General features: G+C 55.3%; 16 protein-coding genes and 1 pseudogene. 12 read left to right on the top strand and 5 right to left on the bottom strand.

Annotated elements, in window-relative coordinates; translation table 11 throughout:
• Positions 1 to 341 precede the first annotated feature (341 nt).
• Entirely contained in the window at positions 342 to 938 is a 597-nt protein-coding gene (locus A11S_RS03115; protein WP_015467027.1) for a hypothetical protein, read from the top strand.
• A 5-nt stretch (positions 939 to 943) separates the two neighbouring features.
• Here A11S_RS03115 and A11S_RS03110 read toward each other — a convergent pair whose 3' ends face one another.
• Complete coding sequence (locus A11S_RS03110; RefSeq protein ID WP_015467026.1) at positions 944 to 1,744, bottom strand: endo alpha-1,4 polygalactosaminidase; 801 nt, start codon at positions 1,742 to 1,744, stop codon at positions 944 to 946.
• A gap of 99 nt (positions 1,745 to 1,843) precedes the next feature.
• Here A11S_RS03110 and A11S_RS03105 point away from each other — a divergent pair, with 99 nt between their 5' ends.
• The 7 genes and pseudogenes from A11S_RS03105 (at position 1,844) to A11S_RS03075 (ending at position 9,465) form a co-directional block, all read left to right on the top strand.
• Positions 1,844 to 3,373 (top strand): carboxypeptidase M32, encoded by a 1,530-nt coding sequence (locus A11S_RS03105; protein ID WP_015467025.1) that lies wholly within the window; start codon positions 1,844 to 1,846, stop codon positions 3,371 to 3,373.
• 101 nt (positions 3,374 to 3,474) lie between these two features.
• Entirely contained in the window at positions 3,475 to 4,575 is a 1,101-nt protein-coding gene (locus tag A11S_RS03100) for a microcin C ABC transporter permease YejB (RefSeq protein ID WP_041802894.1), read from the top strand.
• Positions 4,575 to 5,608: pseudogene (locus tag A11S_RS03095) on the top strand (ABC transporter permease). The gene A11S_RS03100 and the pseudogene A11S_RS03095 overlap by 1 nt, the downstream one beginning before the upstream one ends.
• A gap of 107 nt (positions 5,609 to 5,715) precedes the next feature.
• Positions 5,716 to 6,519, top strand: a complete 804-nt coding sequence (locus tag A11S_RS03090; protein ID WP_015467022.1) for a hypothetical protein — start codon at positions 5,716 to 5,718, stop codon at positions 6,517 to 6,519.
• A 155-nt stretch (positions 6,520 to 6,674) separates the two neighbouring features.
• Positions 6,675 to 7,412 carry a hypothetical protein gene (locus tag A11S_RS03085; RefSeq protein WP_015467021.1) on the top strand — a complete coding sequence of 246 codons (738 nt, stop codon included), beginning with the start codon at positions 6,675 to 6,677 and terminating at the stop codon, positions 7,410 to 7,412.
• 75 nt (positions 7,413 to 7,487) lie between these two features.
• The gene (locus A11S_RS03080; RefSeq protein ID WP_015467020.1) at positions 7,488 to 8,681 is read left to right on the top strand and encodes a M20 aminoacylase family protein; all 1,194 of its coding nucleotides are present in this window, start codon (positions 7,488 to 7,490) and stop codon (positions 8,679 to 8,681) included.
• 166 nt (positions 8,682 to 8,847) lie between these two features.
• A complete protein-coding gene (locus tag A11S_RS03075) occupies positions 8,848 to 9,465 on the top strand; it encodes a GNAT family protein (protein WP_081604743.1) in 618 nt (205 codons plus the stop codon).
• A gap of 38 nt (positions 9,466 to 9,503) precedes the next feature.
• Here A11S_RS03075 and A11S_RS03070 read toward each other — a convergent pair whose 3' ends face one another.
• On the bottom strand, positions 9,504 to 10,061 hold the full coding sequence (locus A11S_RS03070) for a hypothetical protein (protein ID WP_015467018.1): 558 nt from the start codon (positions 10,059 to 10,061) through the stop codon (positions 9,504 to 9,506).
• Between the two features lie 134 nt (positions 10,062 to 10,195).
• On the opposite strand from A11S_RS03070, the gene A11S_RS03065 reads away from it, so the two are divergent.
• On the top strand, positions 10,196 to 11,818 hold the full coding sequence (locus tag A11S_RS03065; RefSeq protein WP_015467017.1) for an ABC transporter ATP-binding protein: 1,623 nt from the start codon (positions 10,196 to 10,198) through the stop codon (positions 11,816 to 11,818).
• Positions 11,819 to 11,825: 7 nt separating this feature from the next.
• Here A11S_RS03065 and A11S_RS03060 read toward each other — a convergent pair whose 3' ends face one another.
• Both A11S_RS03060 and A11S_RS03055 read right to left on the bottom strand, forming a co-directional pair.
• Positions 11,826 to 12,677, bottom strand: coding sequence for an alpha/beta fold hydrolase (locus tag A11S_RS03060; RefSeq protein ID WP_015467016.1), 852 nt, complete (start codon positions 12,675 to 12,677; stop codon positions 11,826 to 11,828).
• 56 nt (positions 12,678 to 12,733) lie between these two features.
• Positions 12,734 to 13,711: a M48 family metallopeptidase gene (locus tag A11S_RS03055; protein ID WP_015467015.1), complete on the bottom strand. Its 978-nt coding sequence runs from the start codon at positions 13,709 to 13,711 to the stop codon at positions 12,734 to 12,736.
• 148 nt (positions 13,712 to 13,859) lie between these two features.
• Between A11S_RS03055 and rpsU the strand changes: the two genes are divergently transcribed.
• The 3 genes from rpsU (at position 13,860) to A11S_RS03040 (ending at position 14,910) form a co-directional block, all read left to right on the top strand.
• Positions 13,860 to 14,069: a 30S ribosomal protein S21 gene (gene rpsU, locus A11S_RS03050; protein ID WP_041794280.1), complete on the top strand. Its 210-nt coding sequence runs from the start codon at positions 13,860 to 13,862 to the stop codon at positions 14,067 to 14,069.
• 154 nt (positions 14,070 to 14,223) lie between these two features.
• Complete coding sequence (locus A11S_RS03045) at positions 14,224 to 14,439, top strand: hypothetical protein (protein WP_015467013.1); 216 nt, start codon at positions 14,224 to 14,226, stop codon at positions 14,437 to 14,439.
• Positions 14,440 to 14,556: 117 nt separating this feature from the next.
• On the top strand, positions 14,557 to 14,910 hold the full coding sequence (locus A11S_RS03040; RefSeq protein WP_015467012.1) for a hypothetical protein: 354 nt from the start codon (positions 14,557 to 14,559) through the stop codon (positions 14,908 to 14,910).
• An 11-nt stretch (positions 14,911 to 14,921) separates the two neighbouring features.
• Here the strand turns inward: A11S_RS03040 and A11S_RS03035 are convergent, their stop codons facing one another.
• Entirely contained in the window at positions 14,922 to 16,769 is a 1,848-nt protein-coding gene (locus A11S_RS03035; protein WP_015467011.1) for an aminopeptidase P family protein, read from the bottom strand.
• Positions 16,770 to 16,860: the final 91 nt, after the last annotated feature.

The raw sequence follows: 16,860 nt of genomic DNA, 5'->3' as shown, positions 1-16,860 counted from the left end.
GAAAATAGTAACTTAATCATAATTTTTTCATCGTTTTGTCGTTTTACGCCCAAAACCTGTCTTGATCCCCGTCCTTTTTCTACGCTAATTTTTCTTCAGATGCTGAGTACGCATCCAGGACATCGAAACCCCTTAGGATCGGCGGCCCACATCGGCCGCAAGGGTCTGGGCTCCGCGCCACAGGCCAGTGGTGTGCCCGTCGTTGCTCTACGACCGGGGAGTGGTGGTGTATGTCCAGCGTCTTTGCAGTAAAGACCACCACACCGTCTCTGATTCTACGGTTTTCGATCCCCGGTCACCAGAGCGATGTCCCTCTTTACGTTGTAAGGTAAGGATCACACATGCGCATCTTTATACGCTTTCTGCTTTCCATCATGCTTTTATTTAACACGCACACAGCCCTCGCCCAGCTTGTTGGTAACGACACGGCTCCGGGTACATCCTGCTCCGGCTTTCCATCCGGCTCCACACGCCTGACTGCTGATGCCGATCAAGATGGCGGCAGTGTTGTTCTGATCTGTGACGGAACGACATGGAATGCGACCCAGAGCACTGGCGGAGGTGGATCAAGCGGGACGTTTACATTCGGCGACAGCAACGCACCATGCAACGCATCCAACAACGGTATGGTGATCTTCGACGAAAATAATCTTCTTAAAATCTGCGCTGAAGCCACATGGCATGTTGTTTTTGCCCCGCACCCTGTCTGCCGCGCCTGGACTGAATCTTCCCGCGTCAATTGCGGGGGAAGTTATGCCAGCACGCAATCCACACAAACAACACGCACCGCCTGTCAAACATGGTGTGAAGCGCAGCCGGGATCACGCGCCTGTGAACATATTGCAGGTACAAACACCTGCCGTTCATATAACATGTGCGATGTTTATGGCATATCATCGAATGCGTCTTACGCGGCAACAATCTGTTATGGGGGATAACGAACTTATTGCGGGCATTTATGCAGGGCGGATGTTAGCTGGCGATCCTTGAAAACAACATTCACGCCATCTGGCACGCGTTTACACGCCATATTCACGGCCAGATCAATATTGTTTTCCGGATATTCGATATCATAAACAGCTTTGCCCGCTTTCTGGAACGGTGCGGCTTCGTCGCACCACCCTTCCGCCACGCATTGTTCCATTAACACCCAATCAAAATCCGCGACCAGATTCTGGGACAAGGACGTTGCGTTTTTCAAACCGATGCCCAGTCCCCGGCTGTGCGCCGCGCGGGCCAGCCAGCGGTTAAACGTGATCTGGTTGGTCTCGCTGATGGAAAATCCGGTTGTATTTTCAAACCCGTTGATATTATCGGGATCCACACCATCAAACCCCTTGTCCCGGCACAAATCCAATCGCGCTTCGATCAATGGACGCAAACCGCGATTGCGAATATCCAGCCATTTCTCGCCTTGCCACCCGCGATAGCGTTTGCCGATCAATTTGCTGGGGAAATCTTTGGCATCGGGGCGCCAATTTTCCCATGCCCCGACATTGATGTAACAGACAACCCACGTCCCCTGCTTCTGTAACGCCGTCACGGTTTCAACGGGCGTATCAAACACATCGAGAATCAAAACATCGCGCTGCGGCAAGGCGTCAATCGGCGGCGGTTCTTGTAACAGAATGTCCCAATTCTTCATCTCGGTATTGGGCCGCCACCATGATACCGCGTCATCCGCCCATCCTGTGGACGGGGCGAACATCATCATCGCGATAAAAAGCCGTAAAAACTTGCCCATAATATACTCCCCGCCCCGGTGCCGACTTTGACAGCCATGAACCGCCTGTGCCAATCTACGCCTCATCCACAGGAACGCAAGATAAACAGGTCAACGGCCATGACACACGATGCCACGCACAGCGCCTATGAAAAATTGAAAGATCGTTTCCGTACCATTTCCAATCTGGGCGGCGCGGGTAGCATTTTATATATGGACGGCATGACCGTGATGAAGCCGGGCAGCGATTCCGACCGATCCGAACAAATGATGGCCCTGGCCAGTGCGGGTCATATGTTGCTGACTGACCCGGTGGTGCGGGATTGGCTGGATGAAAGCGAATCCAACGCAACGTCCCTATCCCCCGCAGATCAAAAAAATCTGTATTTGATGCGCCGCCAATGGATCGCGGCCACCGCCCTGCCGGAATCGCTGGTGCGCGAAATCGCCCGATTGGAAACCGAGGGCAACAATATGCACACCCAATACCGTGCCAGTGGCAATTGGGCGATGATGAAGCCCGTATATGAACAGGCGTTCAAAACATCACGCGAAGTTGGTTTGATTTTAAAGGACGCCCTGGGGTTCAACACCGCGTATGAAGCCCTGTTGGATAAATTCAGCCCCGGATTAAAACTCTCAACCGTGGAAACGGAATTTGCAAAACTGGAATCCGCCCTGCCCCCCATGATTGCCGAGGCGATGGAGCGCCAGAAGACGCAAAAGAAAATGAAACCGCTGGGCAGCATTCCGGTGGAATACCATCACGCGATGGCCCAGGACCTTTTGCGCGCGCTCGGTTTCGATCATGATCGCGGCGTGTTTTACACGGGCGATATGCACCCCTTAAGCGGTGGCACCCCGGATGATTCACGCCTGACCACACGGTATAACCCCGACCATATTCTGGACGGGCTTTATACGGTTATGCACGAAACAGGGCACAGCCTGTATGAACAGGGATCGCCCCGCGCATGGCGATACCAACCCGTCGGCCACACCATGGGCATGGATGTGCATGAAAGCCAGTCGATGATCCTGGAATATCAGGCTTGCAAGATCCCTGAATTTATCGGCTACCTGTCCACGCTGGCGCACCAACATCTGCCGCGCAAATACCGCAAGGGATTTACGCCGGATAATCTGGCCCGCCACATCTTCCACGTTGAACCATCCTTCATTCGTGTTGCGGCGGATGAACTGACATACCCCGGCCATATCATCCTGCGCTATAACATCGAACGCGCGATGGTCGAAGGGGCAATGACCATCGACGACCTGCCCGGCGCATGGAATGATGCGATGAAGAAGACATTCAACCTGACTCCGCCGGACGCGTCCAAAGGACACATGCAGGACGTTCACTGGCCCAGCCTGTCCGCCGGATATTTCCCGGCCTATACGCTGGGGGCCATGGGGGCCGCGCAGTTTTTTGCCGCCGCGGTGAAATCCAACCCATCCTTGCCCGCCGAAATCGGCGCGGGGCAATTCCAGACCCTGAAAACATGGTTGAACACCAATGTGCATGGCCATGGGTCATTGCTGAGCCAAGACCAGCTCTTCACCACCGCCACAGGCGAACCGTTAAACGCCGCCTATTACCTGAACCATTTGTCACGGCGTTATCTGGGACGGGATTGGCAACCCTAAAAATTACGTAAAACGCTAATCTGGGGGTGATCCGGGAAATCCGGGTTGCCACCCTTGGCGCAAGGCCCGCAATTTCCTAATCTTTCGGCATGTCATCATCCATGCTGTCTTACATTCTGCGCCGCTTGCTTCTCATGATTCCGACCCTGTTCGGGATCTTGCTGATTTCGTTCATCGTCATTCAATTCGTCCCCGGTGGTCCGGTGGAACGGATGATTGCGGTGATGCAGGGTCATGGCGGAGGCGCGACCGACCGGTTCACTGGCGCTGGCGGGGCCGACATGGCCATGAACGCCATGCAGAATGTTGGCGAGGGCAGCAAGTATCGCGGCAGCCAGGGCCTCGACCCCGAATTTGTCGCCGAACTGGAAAAGCTCTACGGGTTTGACAAGCCCGCGCCGGAACGCTTCTGGATCATGCTGAAAAACTACCTGCGCTTCGATCTGGGCGAAAGTTACTACCGCAATATTTCCGTGGTCGATTTGGTGCTGGAAAAAATGCCGGTGTCGATTTCACTCGGCATCTGGTCCACCCTGCTGATCTATCTCATCTCCATCCCGCTGGGCATTCGCAAGGCGGTGAAGGATGGATCGAAATTCGACGTCTGGACATCGGCTGTGGTCTTTATCGGCTATGCCATTCCATCCTTTATGTTCGCTATCTTGCTGATCATCGTCTTTGCAGGTGGGCGCTATTTCGACATCTTCCCGCTGCGCGGCCTTGTTTCCGAAGGCTGGGCCACCATGCCGCTGTGGAAACAGATCCTCGATTATTTTTGGCACATGGCCCTGCCCGTGACGGCGCTGGTGATTGGTGGTTTTGCGGGCCTGACCATGCTGACCAAAAACAGCTTCCTGGATGAGATTAACAAGCAATACGTGCTGACCGCCCGGGCCAAGGGCCTGACCGAACACCGAGTCCTGTATGGCCATGTGTTCCGCAATGCCATGCTGATCGTGATTGCCGGGTTCCCGGCGGCGTTCCTTGGCCTGTTTTTCACCGGCGCGTTGCTGATCGAAGTGATTTTCAGCCTCGATGGCCTTGGCCTGCTGGGATATGAATCCATCATCAACCGCGATTATCCGGTGGTGCTGGGCACGCTCTATGTCTTCTCGCTGATTGGTTTGCTCGTCGGGCTGATCCGCGACATTATCTATGTGAAAATCGATCCGCGCATCGATTTCTCGGCGAGGTCTGTGTAATGAAACTCTCCCCCCTCGCTCAACGCCGCCTGCACCAGTTCCGCGCCAACCGCACCGCCGCGGCTATATCAGCTTCTGGATTTTTCTGGCCCTGTTCGTGCTGGCCATGGCGGCACCGATCATTGCCAATGATAAACCGCTGTTGGTCAAATATGATGGCGGGCTGTACACGCCCGTTTTGAAATCCTACCCCGAAACCACATTCGGTGGTGATTTTGAAACCGAGGCCGATTACCGCGATGCCTTCGTCGCCGATCTGATCGCGAAGAAAGACGGGTGGATGATCTGGCCGCCCATTCGCTATAACTACGACACCATCAATTACAACCTGCCGGTCCCGGCCCCATCCTACCCGACGCGCGATAACCTTCTCGGCACCGACGACCAAGGCCGCGATGTGGCCGCCCGTGTCATTTACGGCTTCCGCATTTCCGTCCTGTTCGGCCTGATCCTGACGATTGCCAGTTCGATCATCGGCGTCTTCGCTGGCGCGATGCAGGGGTATTACGGTGGCTGGCTGGATTTGATCATGCAACGGATCATCGAAATCTGGTCCAGCATGCCCAGCCTTTATATCCTCATCATCTTCTCGGCCATGTTCGTGCCGGGGTTCTGGACGCTGCTGCTGATCCTGCTTGCCTTTTCATGGGTGTCGCTGGTCGATGTGGTGCGGGCGGAATTCCTGCGCGCGCGGAATTTTGATTATGTGCGTGCAGCCAACGCGCTTGGCGTGTCCAACGGCACCATCATGCGCCGCCACGTCCTGCCCAATGCCATGGTCGCCACCATGACCATGATGCCGTTTATCCTGACCGGGTCGATCACGGCCCTGACCTCGCTCGACTTCCTCGGCCTCGGCCTGCCCCCGGGGTCGGCCTCGCTGGGTGAATTGTTGGCCCAGGGCAAAAACAACCTGCAGGCCCCGTGGCTGGGCCTGACCGCCTTTGTCACGCTGGCGCTGATGCTGTCGCTTTTGACCTTCATTGGCGAGGCCGTCCGTGACGCCTTTGACCCCAGAAAGACAAATTTATAAGCAAAATCAAAAGATTATTGCAGCGCACAGTCTAAATTTGACGGACGGACCTGCCCTCGCCTAAAGTCCGCGTCCCAAATAAACATAACGAATCGGGAGCAAGCGCAATGACGCTGACAAACGAATTTAACCAACCCGCCGACCTGCACCTGGTGGTGCGTATGTCCAAACCGGGTGATGAACAAATGGTGCGTGATTTTTACGGCACCTTTAAACATGAATTCGTCGACGACCGTGATCAAACGATGCTGGATAAATATACGGCCGATGGTCGCGTGATCCTGTTCCTGAACAAGGACAATGGTCAGCCCGTTGCATCCTCAATCGCACTGAGCCACAATATCGATCCGGCGAAGAAAGCCCCGACCAAGAAAGCCGCGTGGACCGAAGTGGGTGCCACGCACATCACATTGGGTGGATTCAACCTGTCCTCCTTTATGGTCAGCGCCCAGATTATGAACGAAATGTTCAAACGTCCGCCGGTTCAGTTTTTCTTTGCCGACATTTACAAAACCAACAGCAAGGCCAGCACATTGCTGAGCAAGGTCATCGGCTGGGACTTCTTCGTTCCGAACGATGATTTGTGGGATTCCACCGGGTTCCGCCATGAAGAGCATCTGCTTGACTGGCTGCGTTGCACGACCAAGACCCTGCCGCAACAGGCCAAGCTGTTGCTGGAGACCATGGACAACCCGAAAATCGTCAATCATAAAACGGGCCAAGCCGTTCATCTGGATCTGAGCGAAATGGGGTGGTTGAAAACCCGTCGCAAGGCGTTGGAAAACATCGCCACCGGTCCGGTGTCCGCCGTCCTGCTGGACCCGGCTGCAAACCAGAATATTGACTGGGCCGCGACCCAGATGCCCAAACGCACCACGGCGAAAAAATCCGGCCCGGTGCCGCAGCCGTAATAGAGGCCTTCATATTCGCATAATCAATACGAAAAGCGGCCCTTCGCCATATGGATGAAGGGCCGCTTTTTCATGCCCCCGAATCCCCCTATACTCAACCCCACAAAAGACGAAGCGCGGACCAACCGCCCGTCACAAATGGGGAGACACCAGCCATGCCGCCACTACCGGGTAAACTGACACTGGAATTTTCACGCGCGGCGGATCGCCCGCGTTTGATGCATATGTTCAACCCGGCGGTGAAAAACGTGTCGGACCCGAACGGATTTGTGGCGCAACGCGAACACACAGTGATCGACCACGCCCTCGCCCGCGGCGGCGTTCTGTTCCTGAGCGATGAACAGGGCGAGGCACAGACGGTCACCGCCACCTATCACGTGCATGACAAAACCCAAACATCATCACAACGTCACCGTTACACGGAAGTGGGCACAACACTGGCCCGTCTGCCCGGTTTTAACAGCGCGCGTCTGGCCATCACCGCAATGACGTTGAAGGAATGGTGGACCACCGCCCCGGGCGAACGGTTCATTGCCGAAATTGATGTGGCAAACAGCGGATCGCTGCATACATTTTTTAACGGGCTTAAATGGAAACACGTGACCGATAAAAACAAAGCCACCGCCTTGCAGGCCCTCTGCGACGAAGGGTTGGCCCCGTCCGAACGCGGCCTGCCCGTGGAATGGTTTACAACCACGCCCGGCGTGCTGAAAAATCAGGCGCGCATCCTGCTCGATTTCATGGACCAAGGTGGATTGATTAACAAAAAAACGGGAACACTGATCCCCGTTGATTTTTCCGCCCTGGATCATGTCGGCCTGACCCGCAAACGGCTGGAGGCCATGGCGACGGGGACGCTGAAACGCCGCGATTTGCTGGCGATACAGCCGTAAAATCCGTCCGTTTGGGCTGGAAAACCGTCTAAAAAGGGCTATGATTGGTCCCATTCAATAAAGATGGAGACCCAAATGCCCGTTTTGAACCGCGCCGCCGATATGAAAGACGAAATCGCCGCCCTGCGCCGTGAATTGCACCAGAATCCGCAAACCGCGTATGAGGAAGAATTCGCATCCAACCTGATCGCGCAAAAACTGACCGAATGGGGCATTTCGTTCAAACGCGGGTATGCCACCACGGGTATCGTCGCCACGATCGAAGGCCAATCCAGTCAGTCAGGAAAAACCATCGGCCTGCGCGCGGATATCGACGCGCTGGACATCATCGAAAAATCCGGCCAGCCCTGGGCATCGAAAACGCCGGGTAAGATGCATGGATGCGGCCATGACGGCCACACCGCCATCTTGTTGGGCACCGCGAAATATTTGCAAGAAACGAAAAACTTTGACGGCAAGGTCCATCTGATCTTCCAACCGGCGGAGGAAGGCGGCCGCGGTGCGGACAAGATGATCGAGGACGGCTTGTTCAACGATTTCCCGTGCGATTCCGTTTACGGCCTGCACAACTGGCCGGGATTACCGCTGGGTCGGATGGAAACACGCGTTGGGCCATTGATGGCAAACGTTGATGAATTCGTCATTGAAATCACGGGCAAAGGCGGTCACGCCGCCATGCCGGACAAGACCATTGACCCGGCCATCTGCGCCGCGCAACTGGTCACCGCCCTGCAAACGATCGTCAGCCGGAACGCCTCCCCTGTTGAGCCGCTGGTGGTCAGCGTCACCAACATCAATGTTGGCACCGGCGCGTTTAACGTGATTGGGGACAGCGCGAAACTGACCGGTACCGTTCGCTCCTTCAGCGAAGATATGCGCCAATTCGCCCGCAAGCGGATCGAAGAAATCTGTGCCGGGATCGGCGCGACCTTTGGGGCAAAGGTCGAGATGACCGAATTTATTTTCGGCACCGACGCCACCATCAACACCGAAGCCGAAACCCACTTCGCCGCATCCTGCGCCGCCAAAATTCTGGGCGCGGATAACGTCAGCACCAAGGCCGATTTGTGCATGGGGGGTGAAGATTTCGGATCCTTCCTGAAGGTCAAGCCGGGCGCCTATGTCTTCATGGGCCAAGGCACGAAGCAGGCCAGCCCGCATAACCACGGCCTGCACAGCCCGTTCTATGACTTCAACGACGATTTGATCCCCATTGGGATGAGCTATTTCTCCGCGCTGGTCGAAGAGGCTATGCCTCTGAAGAAATAACCTTTTCAGGTTTACACCCCATACGGGGCCGCTCGCATCCGGGCGGCCCCATTTTTTGCCAATCTTTTTTGGTTGCGGGGGCATAATTTATTTTGACGCCAAGCCCCTGTTTTGTATAAGGTCCCGCATCGCAAAATTTCGATAATAAAGGAGAAACACCCGACGCATGAACACAGCATTGAAGCGCGCCTTTGTACCTTTGGCTGCCCCCCTGGCTCCGTGCGATTCGGATGCGCCCGCTGTGATTACGTCCGGTCTCCTGCCCAAAACGGGCGAAGCCTACACGATGCAATGGCTGAATACCGATCACATCCCCGCCCTGATCACCCTGCAAAATCTGGCCGCCGATCAGGAAATCATCCCGCGCGACGCCGCTTACTTTGGCGCCCTCTTTGCCACGGGCAATGCCGCATTGGGTATCTTTAATCAATTCGGTATGATGATTGGCGCGGCGACCATTCGGACCAAGACCGCCCCGATGGCCGCTTTCTGCGCTGCTTTGGCCACGCAAGACCAAAACCATAGCACCCATTCCATTTTTGGCACCGTCATGACCCACCCGGATTATCGCGGCAATGGATTGATGGGCCGCATGATTGATCAATGGATGGTCTATGCCCACGAAACAGGCACGGTAAATTTGCACGCCCGCCTGCGCACCACCAACGAAAACAGTTTGAAAAATTTCCTGCGCAAGGATTTTGCAATTGTTGCCGAAGGCCCCAGCCCGGAAGACGCCACCCGCACGGTGTATTTCGTTCACCGCACGCTCGGGCCTCAATGACCACAAAACAAAACCCCCGTTTTTGCGGGGGTTTTTTATCAGGCGTATTTATCAAGAAGCTTTTTGGCCGCGTCGGTCAGCTCGGTTTTAATTTCCTGCCCCGACGCCAATGTCTTGGATCGCTCCAGCATTTTCTCGGCGCTTATCGGCGCGTTGGCTTTTTCAGCATTCAGCTTGTCCAGCTCGGCCTGCTTCGCGGCGGCTTCGTCCTGCGATGCCTTCAGTTTGGCTTGCTGGCTTTCAACCAGCCCGTAAATTTCATCTTCCAGCGATTGCATGATCGCGCCCGTTGGGTCCAGTCCCGGCAGCGTGGAATACATGTTCAACTGGCCCTGCAACTGCGCGACCTTGGCGTTGATATACCAGTCTTGTTCGGTGTATGGCGTGGATGTATCCGGCTTCGCGGCGGCTTCCTGCTTCAACAATTTCGCGACAGGGCTCAGGTTGACCGTATCTGTGGTCCCCTTCTCCATCTCGGCAATCATTTTCTGGATTTTGCTCATACCCGCCGTGCTGCCGGATTCGGCAGCAGCCTTGGATCGCGAAAGCAGATCCTCAACGGAATAGAGTGTGGTGTTTCCGACTTCTGTCGCCATAGCCTTGATCCTGAAGGGCCTTGATCTTCAATAAACCAGTATGCCTCCATTCTAGCCGATTTTCCGGGGGAAAGGGTTAATTCCTGTTAAGATTTCGACTGTTTTTGGCGGGTTCCGTGTGCTTCAATGGGGGTATGAGCGACATCCTTTTACAGATTCAAGATCTTAGCATCGATTTCCGCACCCCGTCGGGCACCTCCCACGCGGTGAAAAAGGCGTCCTTCTCGGTCTCTGCCGGGGAAACGGTGGCGTTGGTCGGTGAAAGCGGATCGGGAAAATCGGTCACCGCGTTGTCCATCATGCAACTCCTGCCCTATCCGCTGGCCAGCCATGGCGCGGGATCGTCCATCCGTTTTCGTGGACAGGAATTGGTCGGCGCGGGCGAAAACGCGATGCGCGCTTTGCGCGGATCAAAAATCGGCATGATTTTTCAGGAACCGATGACATCGCTCAACCCGCTCCATTCCATTGAACGCCAGATTGGCGAAGTGCTGATTGTGCATCAGGGCATGAGCAAGGATCAGGCCCGCGCCCGCATCCTCGAACTGCTCGACCTTGTCGGCCTGCCGCAACTGAAAGACCGCCTGAACGCCTATCCGCATCAACTGTCAGGCGGACAGCGTCAACGCGTGATGATCGCCATGGCGCTGGCCAATAATCCCGACCTGTTGATCGCGGATGAACCCACAACGGCGCTGGATGTCACCGTTCAGGCGCAAATTCTGGAATTGTTGCAGGATTTGAAAAATCGTCTGGGCATGGCGTTGTTGCTGATCACCCACGATCTGTCCATCGTTGAACGCATGGCCGATCGCGTCTGTGTGATGAAAGACGGCCTGATGGTTGAAAACGAACCCGCCGCCACATTGTTCAACGCGCCGAAACATGATTATACGCGCATGTTGCTGTCCGCCCGTCCGCGTTCTACACCGCCGGCGGTGAATGACAGCGCCCCAACCGTTTTAAAGGCCACAGATATTCGCGTGCATTTCCCGCGCAAGAAAAACTGGGCCGGAAAGACCACCGAATGGGTCCGCGCCGTGGATGGCGTGTCCCTGTCCGTGAAACAGGGCCAGACCATCGGCATCGTCGGCGAATCCGGCAGCGGGAAAAGCACGCTGGGCCTCGCCCTCCTCCGCCTGATCCAATCCACCGGGCAGATTGAATTCAACGGCACCGACATTTCAAAATTTGATCGCAAATCCATGCGCCCGTTGCGCGAAGATATGCAGATCGTGTTCCAGGACCCGTTCGGCGCCCTGTCCCCCCGGATGAGTGTGGGACAGATTATTGGCGAGGGTCTGGAAATCCATCGCCGTGATTACAGCGCATCGCAACGTGAAGATATGGTTGTGGCCGCCTTGCGCGATGTGCATTTGGACCCGGATACGCGCCACCGTTACCCGCACGAATTTTCCGGCGGCCAACGCCAGCGCATCGCCATCGCCCGCGCCATGGTTCTGCAACCGAAATTCGTGATGCTGGATGAACCGACATCGGCGCTGGACGTATCGGTCCAGGCGCAGATTGTCGATTTGCTGCGTGAATTACAGGATCGTCATAACCTGGCCTATATGTTCGTATCGCACGATCTGCGCGTGGTGCGCGCCATGGCGCATGATTTGATCGTGATGAAGGATGGCAAAGTAGTTGAACAAGGCCACGCCGGAACCATCTTTGACAATCCACAGGCCGATTACACCCGCACCCTGCTGGATGCGGCGTTGAATTTAAAGGCGCGACGCGAAGCGGCTTAAGACAGAATCAAAACACCTTTGAATGCGGACCGTGCGGGCGTTTCGGGCGGTACGGCATGTCGTATGTTTCGTGCGCCTGTTCCCGGGGATAGCCCAGGTCGGCATATTGCGCGCGATCAAACGGGGTCCATGTGCCCGGCTTCTGGCTCAAACGATCCAGCAACACGGTGATGGATTGCTTGTTCATGCCCAGACCAATATGGCTGGATTGCACTTCGACATTCTCGGCATTGTCCGCCGGGGCGGTGATGCATTGGCGCCAGTTCACAACGCCATCATTTTGCGAATACACCGCCGTGGTCGGCACGGGCAGCGGTTCCATCAAATGATCGGTAAGCGGCGCACGCCCGACGAAATCGCGGCGACCGCCATAAAGCAAATGGAATGCTTTCAACAAAACGCGCACGGACAATTCGGAATGGTCGTCATCGGCCCCGAATGGCGCGCCCAGCGTAATCACCTGATCCACTTGGTCCGGAAACGCACGAGCCAGTTCACGCGCAAACACGCCGCCCAGCGAATGTCCGACCAGGGTCACTTTCTGCCCCGGAAATTTTTTCGCCAGCATGTCCAATTGTTCGCGGCATTGGCGCAAGGCCCCGTCGCTCGGCCCGGCGTTCAAACCACCGCCCCAGCCATGGGCTTCGTATCCCTTGTCCCGTAAAAAATCGCGCAGGATTTTGGTGCTGATATCACTGGCCCCGAAACCGGGTACGATCATGACAGGCCGCCCATCTCCCGGCGGGGTGCGGTCAATCAGGCCGTCGCGTTTTCTGAAAAAATCATAGGCTTCGGCCCCGGCGCGGACCTGTTCCGTGAACGTGTGCAACAATCTGGGCAATCCCAATCGTGTGGCCATAACCTGTCCCATCCCTGTTATTCTTATTTTTTATAAGACGGGATTGTAAGGAGTGGTCAGCCGATGTCCAGCTTTTTTGCAGGAGTCTTCGCGGGTGCAGCAAGAAGATCCACACCATCCATCATAAGCTTGCTGAAATCCTGCTTGGCGTAACGCGCCGGCAACAATCCTGCATCTTTCAAGGCCTGCCCGTGTGCAAGAATGGCGCGAACGCGATCTTCGGTATCGGGATGCGTGCGAAATAGTTTTTTGAATTTATAAAACCAGTTTTTCTGCGCCCCCGTTTCATTCTGCGCATCCATCCCAGAAATTTTAATGTGCGCCTTCGCCGCCGCCATGGGATCGCGCGTAAAGTTCAGCGCATTGCGATCCGCGCGGTATTCCATTACGCGTGTACCAAAAGCCCGCACAAGTTTTTGATACGCGCAGTATCCCCCCGCCATGGCCACGCCACTAAACGCCATGGTCAAACTCAGCCCCGGCACATTCTGAAAACACAAAGAAACCGCACCAATGTTCAGCATGATAGAGGTGGAATAAGGAAGAAACTGAACGATGCCGGCGGAGATATCACGCGTTTTACAATGTGCAATTTCATGCGCAATAACGGCTTTCAGTTCGCGTCTATTTAAACTGGTGACAAGCCCCTGACCCACATAAATTTCATTGCCGAATGCCATCGCGTTGCGAATCACGCCGCGATTATATTGATAAATTTTCAGTCCCTTGATATCCGCCGCGTTGGTGACCTCATTGAAAATCGCGCGCAGACGCCGCGAAGGTTTCTGGACACCCTTGACGATAAAAGCCCGTATGAACAGACGAGACACCAACATGGGAATTTGTCGGACATACGGGATATGAACCGCCACAGCCATAGCCGCAACCGCTGCCGCCTGCCGGGCAACACCCCCCGTGCCCAAAACCATCAGAATCAGGGCCACATGGGGGGCATACCCCAGCGCCGCCGCTGTAAAAATTGCGGCATAATCTTTTGGGCGGTGTATGGCCGTTATTTTGGCTTCGGGCGGCATCCCTCTGATTTTCCTTATAACTTTTTGAAATTCTGGGAAGCGTTCTAACACACCCACAGGAGTTATGTAAAGAAAATAGCGGATTTTCCCCTTGCTATCCGCCCACGTAATCGTTAAAACCGGGCATCTTATTGATCAGAAAGGGGTGATTTCGTTGGTTAGCGTACATGTCCGCGACAATAATGTCGAACAGGCTCTGCGTGCTCTGAAGAAGAAGATGCAGCGCGAAGGCATTTTCCGTGAAATGAAGATGCGTCGTGATTTTGAAAAGCCGTCGGCAAAACGCAAGCGTGAAAAAGCTGAAGCCGTGCGTCGTTGGCGCAAGGTTGAGCGTAAACGCCGCGACCGCGAGGGCTAGACCCACGACCTTTCTGCATTGCGCAGGTTTTTAAAACCCCGGCCAACCGCCGGGGTTTTTCTTTGCACCATTTTATTTTCTTGCGCTTTTTCGAACACGATTGCTAGGGTCGGGAGCAATATCCTTATAACCCCAAGAACGAAGGATTTTGCCCATGAAATACGTCAAAGAAACCTTGGTTGGTCTTGCATTCTGCGTTGCCACAGCCGCCGCAATGTCCAACCCGGAAAAACACGACGCAGCCCCCGTCCGTTTCGTACCGCAACCATACCCGAATGTGACCGTGAAAGACCCGCTGTTCAAGGCTGGCCCGGTTCCGGTTGAGACAAAACCAGCGCGGGAACCGCTGTTCAAACCACGCACTTTCTAATCCTTCAAAAAAACGGGCCGCAATTACGGCCCGTTTTTTTTATTTCTTTTCCCTGACCCCATATTTTTGTACCCTGTCCCCCATAATCAAAAAATTATAGATAACGGGGATTTTACAATGAAAAAAAGCCACAAAACCGGTTTCACTTTTGCCATCCTGGGCGGGTCGCTCTGCGCCGCCTTTGCGTTCGCTTATTACGACTCGCTCACGGTTGATGCGGAAAAAATGGATATTACCTGCACAAACCAAAACGGCACGCTCAGTCATTATGAAGGGTACCGCAGCGAACGAAGCGGCATGAATGACAGTGTCAAACTGAGCCTGGGCGGATACATCACGATCGTCAGCGATGGGCGTGATGTGGCCACGTACGCCAAGGACAAATGCGACATCCAATATCACCCGGAAGCCGAAATCGCATCAGAGCGTTTTTACAAGGGCGCGATGCCCGCCACCCCGAAGCCGCAATAACGGCCTCCTGATTACGGCTGGGGCGCCGCACCGCGGGCGGGTTGCGCGCGCGGTGCATCAGGCTTTTTTACAGGGGCGCACGCCTCTTTCAGCCACGCACGATCCGTTGCATCCAGATGCGGGCCGATCACCTGCTCCACACGCGCATGATAATCGTTGAGCCATTTCAGCTCGTCCTTGCTCATCATATCCGCACGGATCAGGCGGCGGTCATACGGGGCCAAGGTCACGGTTTCAAAGAACATGCGCCCCCGTGAATCCTTCTGCGTCAGGACCAGGTTTTCAATGCGAATGCCATAGGCCCCGGCTTTGTAATATCCCGGTTCGTTGGAAATCAATGTGCCCGGCATAAACGGGGTTTTGCGGGCCGATGAAATCCCCGCCCCGTCTTCATGCACGGACAAATAACATCCCACACCATGCCCGGTGCCATGGCCGTAATTCAACCCTGCATCCTTCAACGGCTGGCGCGCCAGCGCATCCACATCGGCGGACAATGTTTTTTTGGTCGGACGCGCCATGGATACGGCGATATGACCGCGCAACACGCGGGTATAATTTTCGCACACTTCCGGGTCCGAATTTCCGACTGTGATCGTGCGGGTGATATCGGTCGTGCCGTCAATATATTGCGCCCCGCTATCCAGCAACAAAATCCCCGGCGTATCAATTTTTTTGAATTTTTCTGGCGTAGCGCGGTAATGCACAATCGCCCCGTTTTCCGCCCATCCCGCAATCGTATCAAACGATGAATCACGATATTCCGGGGCCATGCGGCGGAATTGTTCCAAACGGTCGGCCACATCCAATTCGGAATATGTGCCCTTGTGCAATTCACGATCGGCCCAGGCGAGGAACCGCGTCACCGCCACGCCATCACGGATGTGGGCATTGATAATGGCTTGTTGTTCAGCGGGTGTTTTTTGCGCCTTGGGCATAATGATCGGATCGGTGACATCCTTCACCGTGGCCCCAGCGCCTTCCAACACCTGTTGGAACCAGATGGAGGCCCGGGCAAAATCCAGCCCGATGGCTTTCTTGCCCGCCTTGGCCGCGCGGGCCAGTTTTTCCATTTCATGTTCAAGGCCGATAGGGTCAATGATCTGCACCTTGTTCCCCAGATGCGGGCGCAATACGGGTGGCGTCAATTTCGCCGGATGGATATACCAATCCACGCGCCCATCGTCATAAATCGTGGCATAAGACAGTGCCAGTGGCGTATGCGGCACATCGGTGCCGCGAATATTCAACAGCCATGCAATCGAATCCGGCTTGGTAATCACCATCGCGTGCAGTTTTTCTTTCTTCACCACGGCGGCGATATCATCGCGTTTTTGCGAGGCGGATTTGCCGGCGATCGCCTCCGGAAATTCCTCGACATTGTTCATCGGCAATCCCGGGCGATCGCGCCATGCCGCATCCAACGGGTTGCGCGACACGGCCTTGAACACCACACCATGATCGGCCAGATCATCCTTGAATGCTTTGATCTGAGCCGGGGTGTGCAATTTCGGATCATACCCGATAACGGCGCCCGATTTCACATTGCCCGCAATCCATTCGGCCACGGTGCCGCCCAGGCTTTTCTTCTCCATAATGGCTGTATCGAACAACGCCGCATCCGTCTGGTCCACGACCTGCAATTCATAACGGGAATCCGTGACCACCACGGCCTTGTCCATGGCAATCGCCGCCATGCCCGCCGATCCGGTAAATCCGCTGACCCACGCCAGACGTTCAGCACCTGCGGGTACATATTCGCCCTGAAATTCATCCGCGCGCGGGACCAGAAACAGATCGATCCCCTCCTGCATCATATGCGTGCGAACATCGGACAGGCGACTGGATGGTGCGGACATGACGTTGGCCTTTTTTTGATTGTGTGTCATAGGATAGAATAGTAACGGCACCGCGCGCGGTGTCCATGCTTTTTAACGCACCCACACGGGG

Origin of the sequence: Micavibrio aeruginosavorus EPB, assembly GCF_000348745.1 — a bacterium.
Classification (GTDB): Bacteria; Pseudomonadota; Alphaproteobacteria; order Micavibrionales; family Micavibrionaceae; genus Micavibrio; species Micavibrio aeruginosavorus_A.
Note: the sequence above shows the minus strand (reverse complement) of the source record. Positions and strands in the feature narration are given on the sequence as shown.

Coding starts and splice junctions, on each gene's coding strand:
- A11S_RS03035 (WP_015467011.1), bottom strand. CDS start 16,769: ATGTCCGCACCATCCAGTCGCCTGTCCGATGTTCGCACGCATATGATG.
- A11S_RS03065 (WP_015467017.1), top strand. CDS start 10,196: ATGAGCGACATCCTTTTACAGATTCAAGATCTTAGCATCGATTTCCGC.
- A11S_RS03055 (WP_015467015.1), bottom strand. CDS start 13,711: ATGCCGCCCGAAGCCAAAATAACGGCCATACACCGCCCAAAAGATTAT.
- A11S_RS03045 (WP_015467013.1), top strand. CDS start 14,224: ATGAAATACGTCAAAGAAACCTTGGTTGGTCTTGCATTCTGCGTTGCC.
- A11S_RS03060 (WP_015467016.1), bottom strand. CDS start 12,677: ATGGCCACACGATTGGGATTGCCCAGATTGTTGCACACGTTCACGGAA.
- A11S_RS03075 (WP_081604743.1), top strand. CDS start 8,848: ATGAACACAGCATTGAAGCGCGCCTTTGTACCTTTGGCTGCCCCCCTG.
- A11S_RS03085 (WP_015467021.1), top strand. CDS start 6,675: ATGCCGCCACTACCGGGTAAACTGACACTGGAATTTTCACGCGCGGCG.
- A11S_RS03110 (WP_015467026.1), bottom strand. CDS start 1,744: ATGGGCAAGTTTTTACGGCTTTTTATCGCGATGATGATGTTCGCCCCG.
- A11S_RS03080 (WP_015467020.1), top strand. CDS start 7,488: ATGCCCGTTTTGAACCGCGCCGCCGATATGAAAGACGAAATCGCCGCC.
- A11S_RS03105 (WP_015467025.1), top strand. CDS start 1,844: ATGACACACGATGCCACGCACAGCGCCTATGAAAAATTGAAAGATCGT.
- A11S_RS03070 (WP_015467018.1), bottom strand. CDS start 10,061: ATGGCGACAGAAGTCGGAAACACCACACTCTATTCCGTTGAGGATCTG.
- A11S_RS03090 (WP_015467022.1), top strand. CDS start 5,716: ATGACGCTGACAAACGAATTTAACCAACCCGCCGACCTGCACCTGGTG.
- A11S_RS03040 (WP_015467012.1), top strand. CDS start 14,557: ATGAAAAAAAGCCACAAAACCGGTTTCACTTTTGCCATCCTGGGCGGG.
- A11S_RS03115 (WP_015467027.1), top strand. CDS start 342: ATGCGCATCTTTATACGCTTTCTGCTTTCCATCATGCTTTTATTTAAC.
- A11S_RS03100 (WP_041802894.1), top strand. CDS start 3,475: ATGCTGTCTTACATTCTGCGCCGCTTGCTTCTCATGATTCCGACCCTG.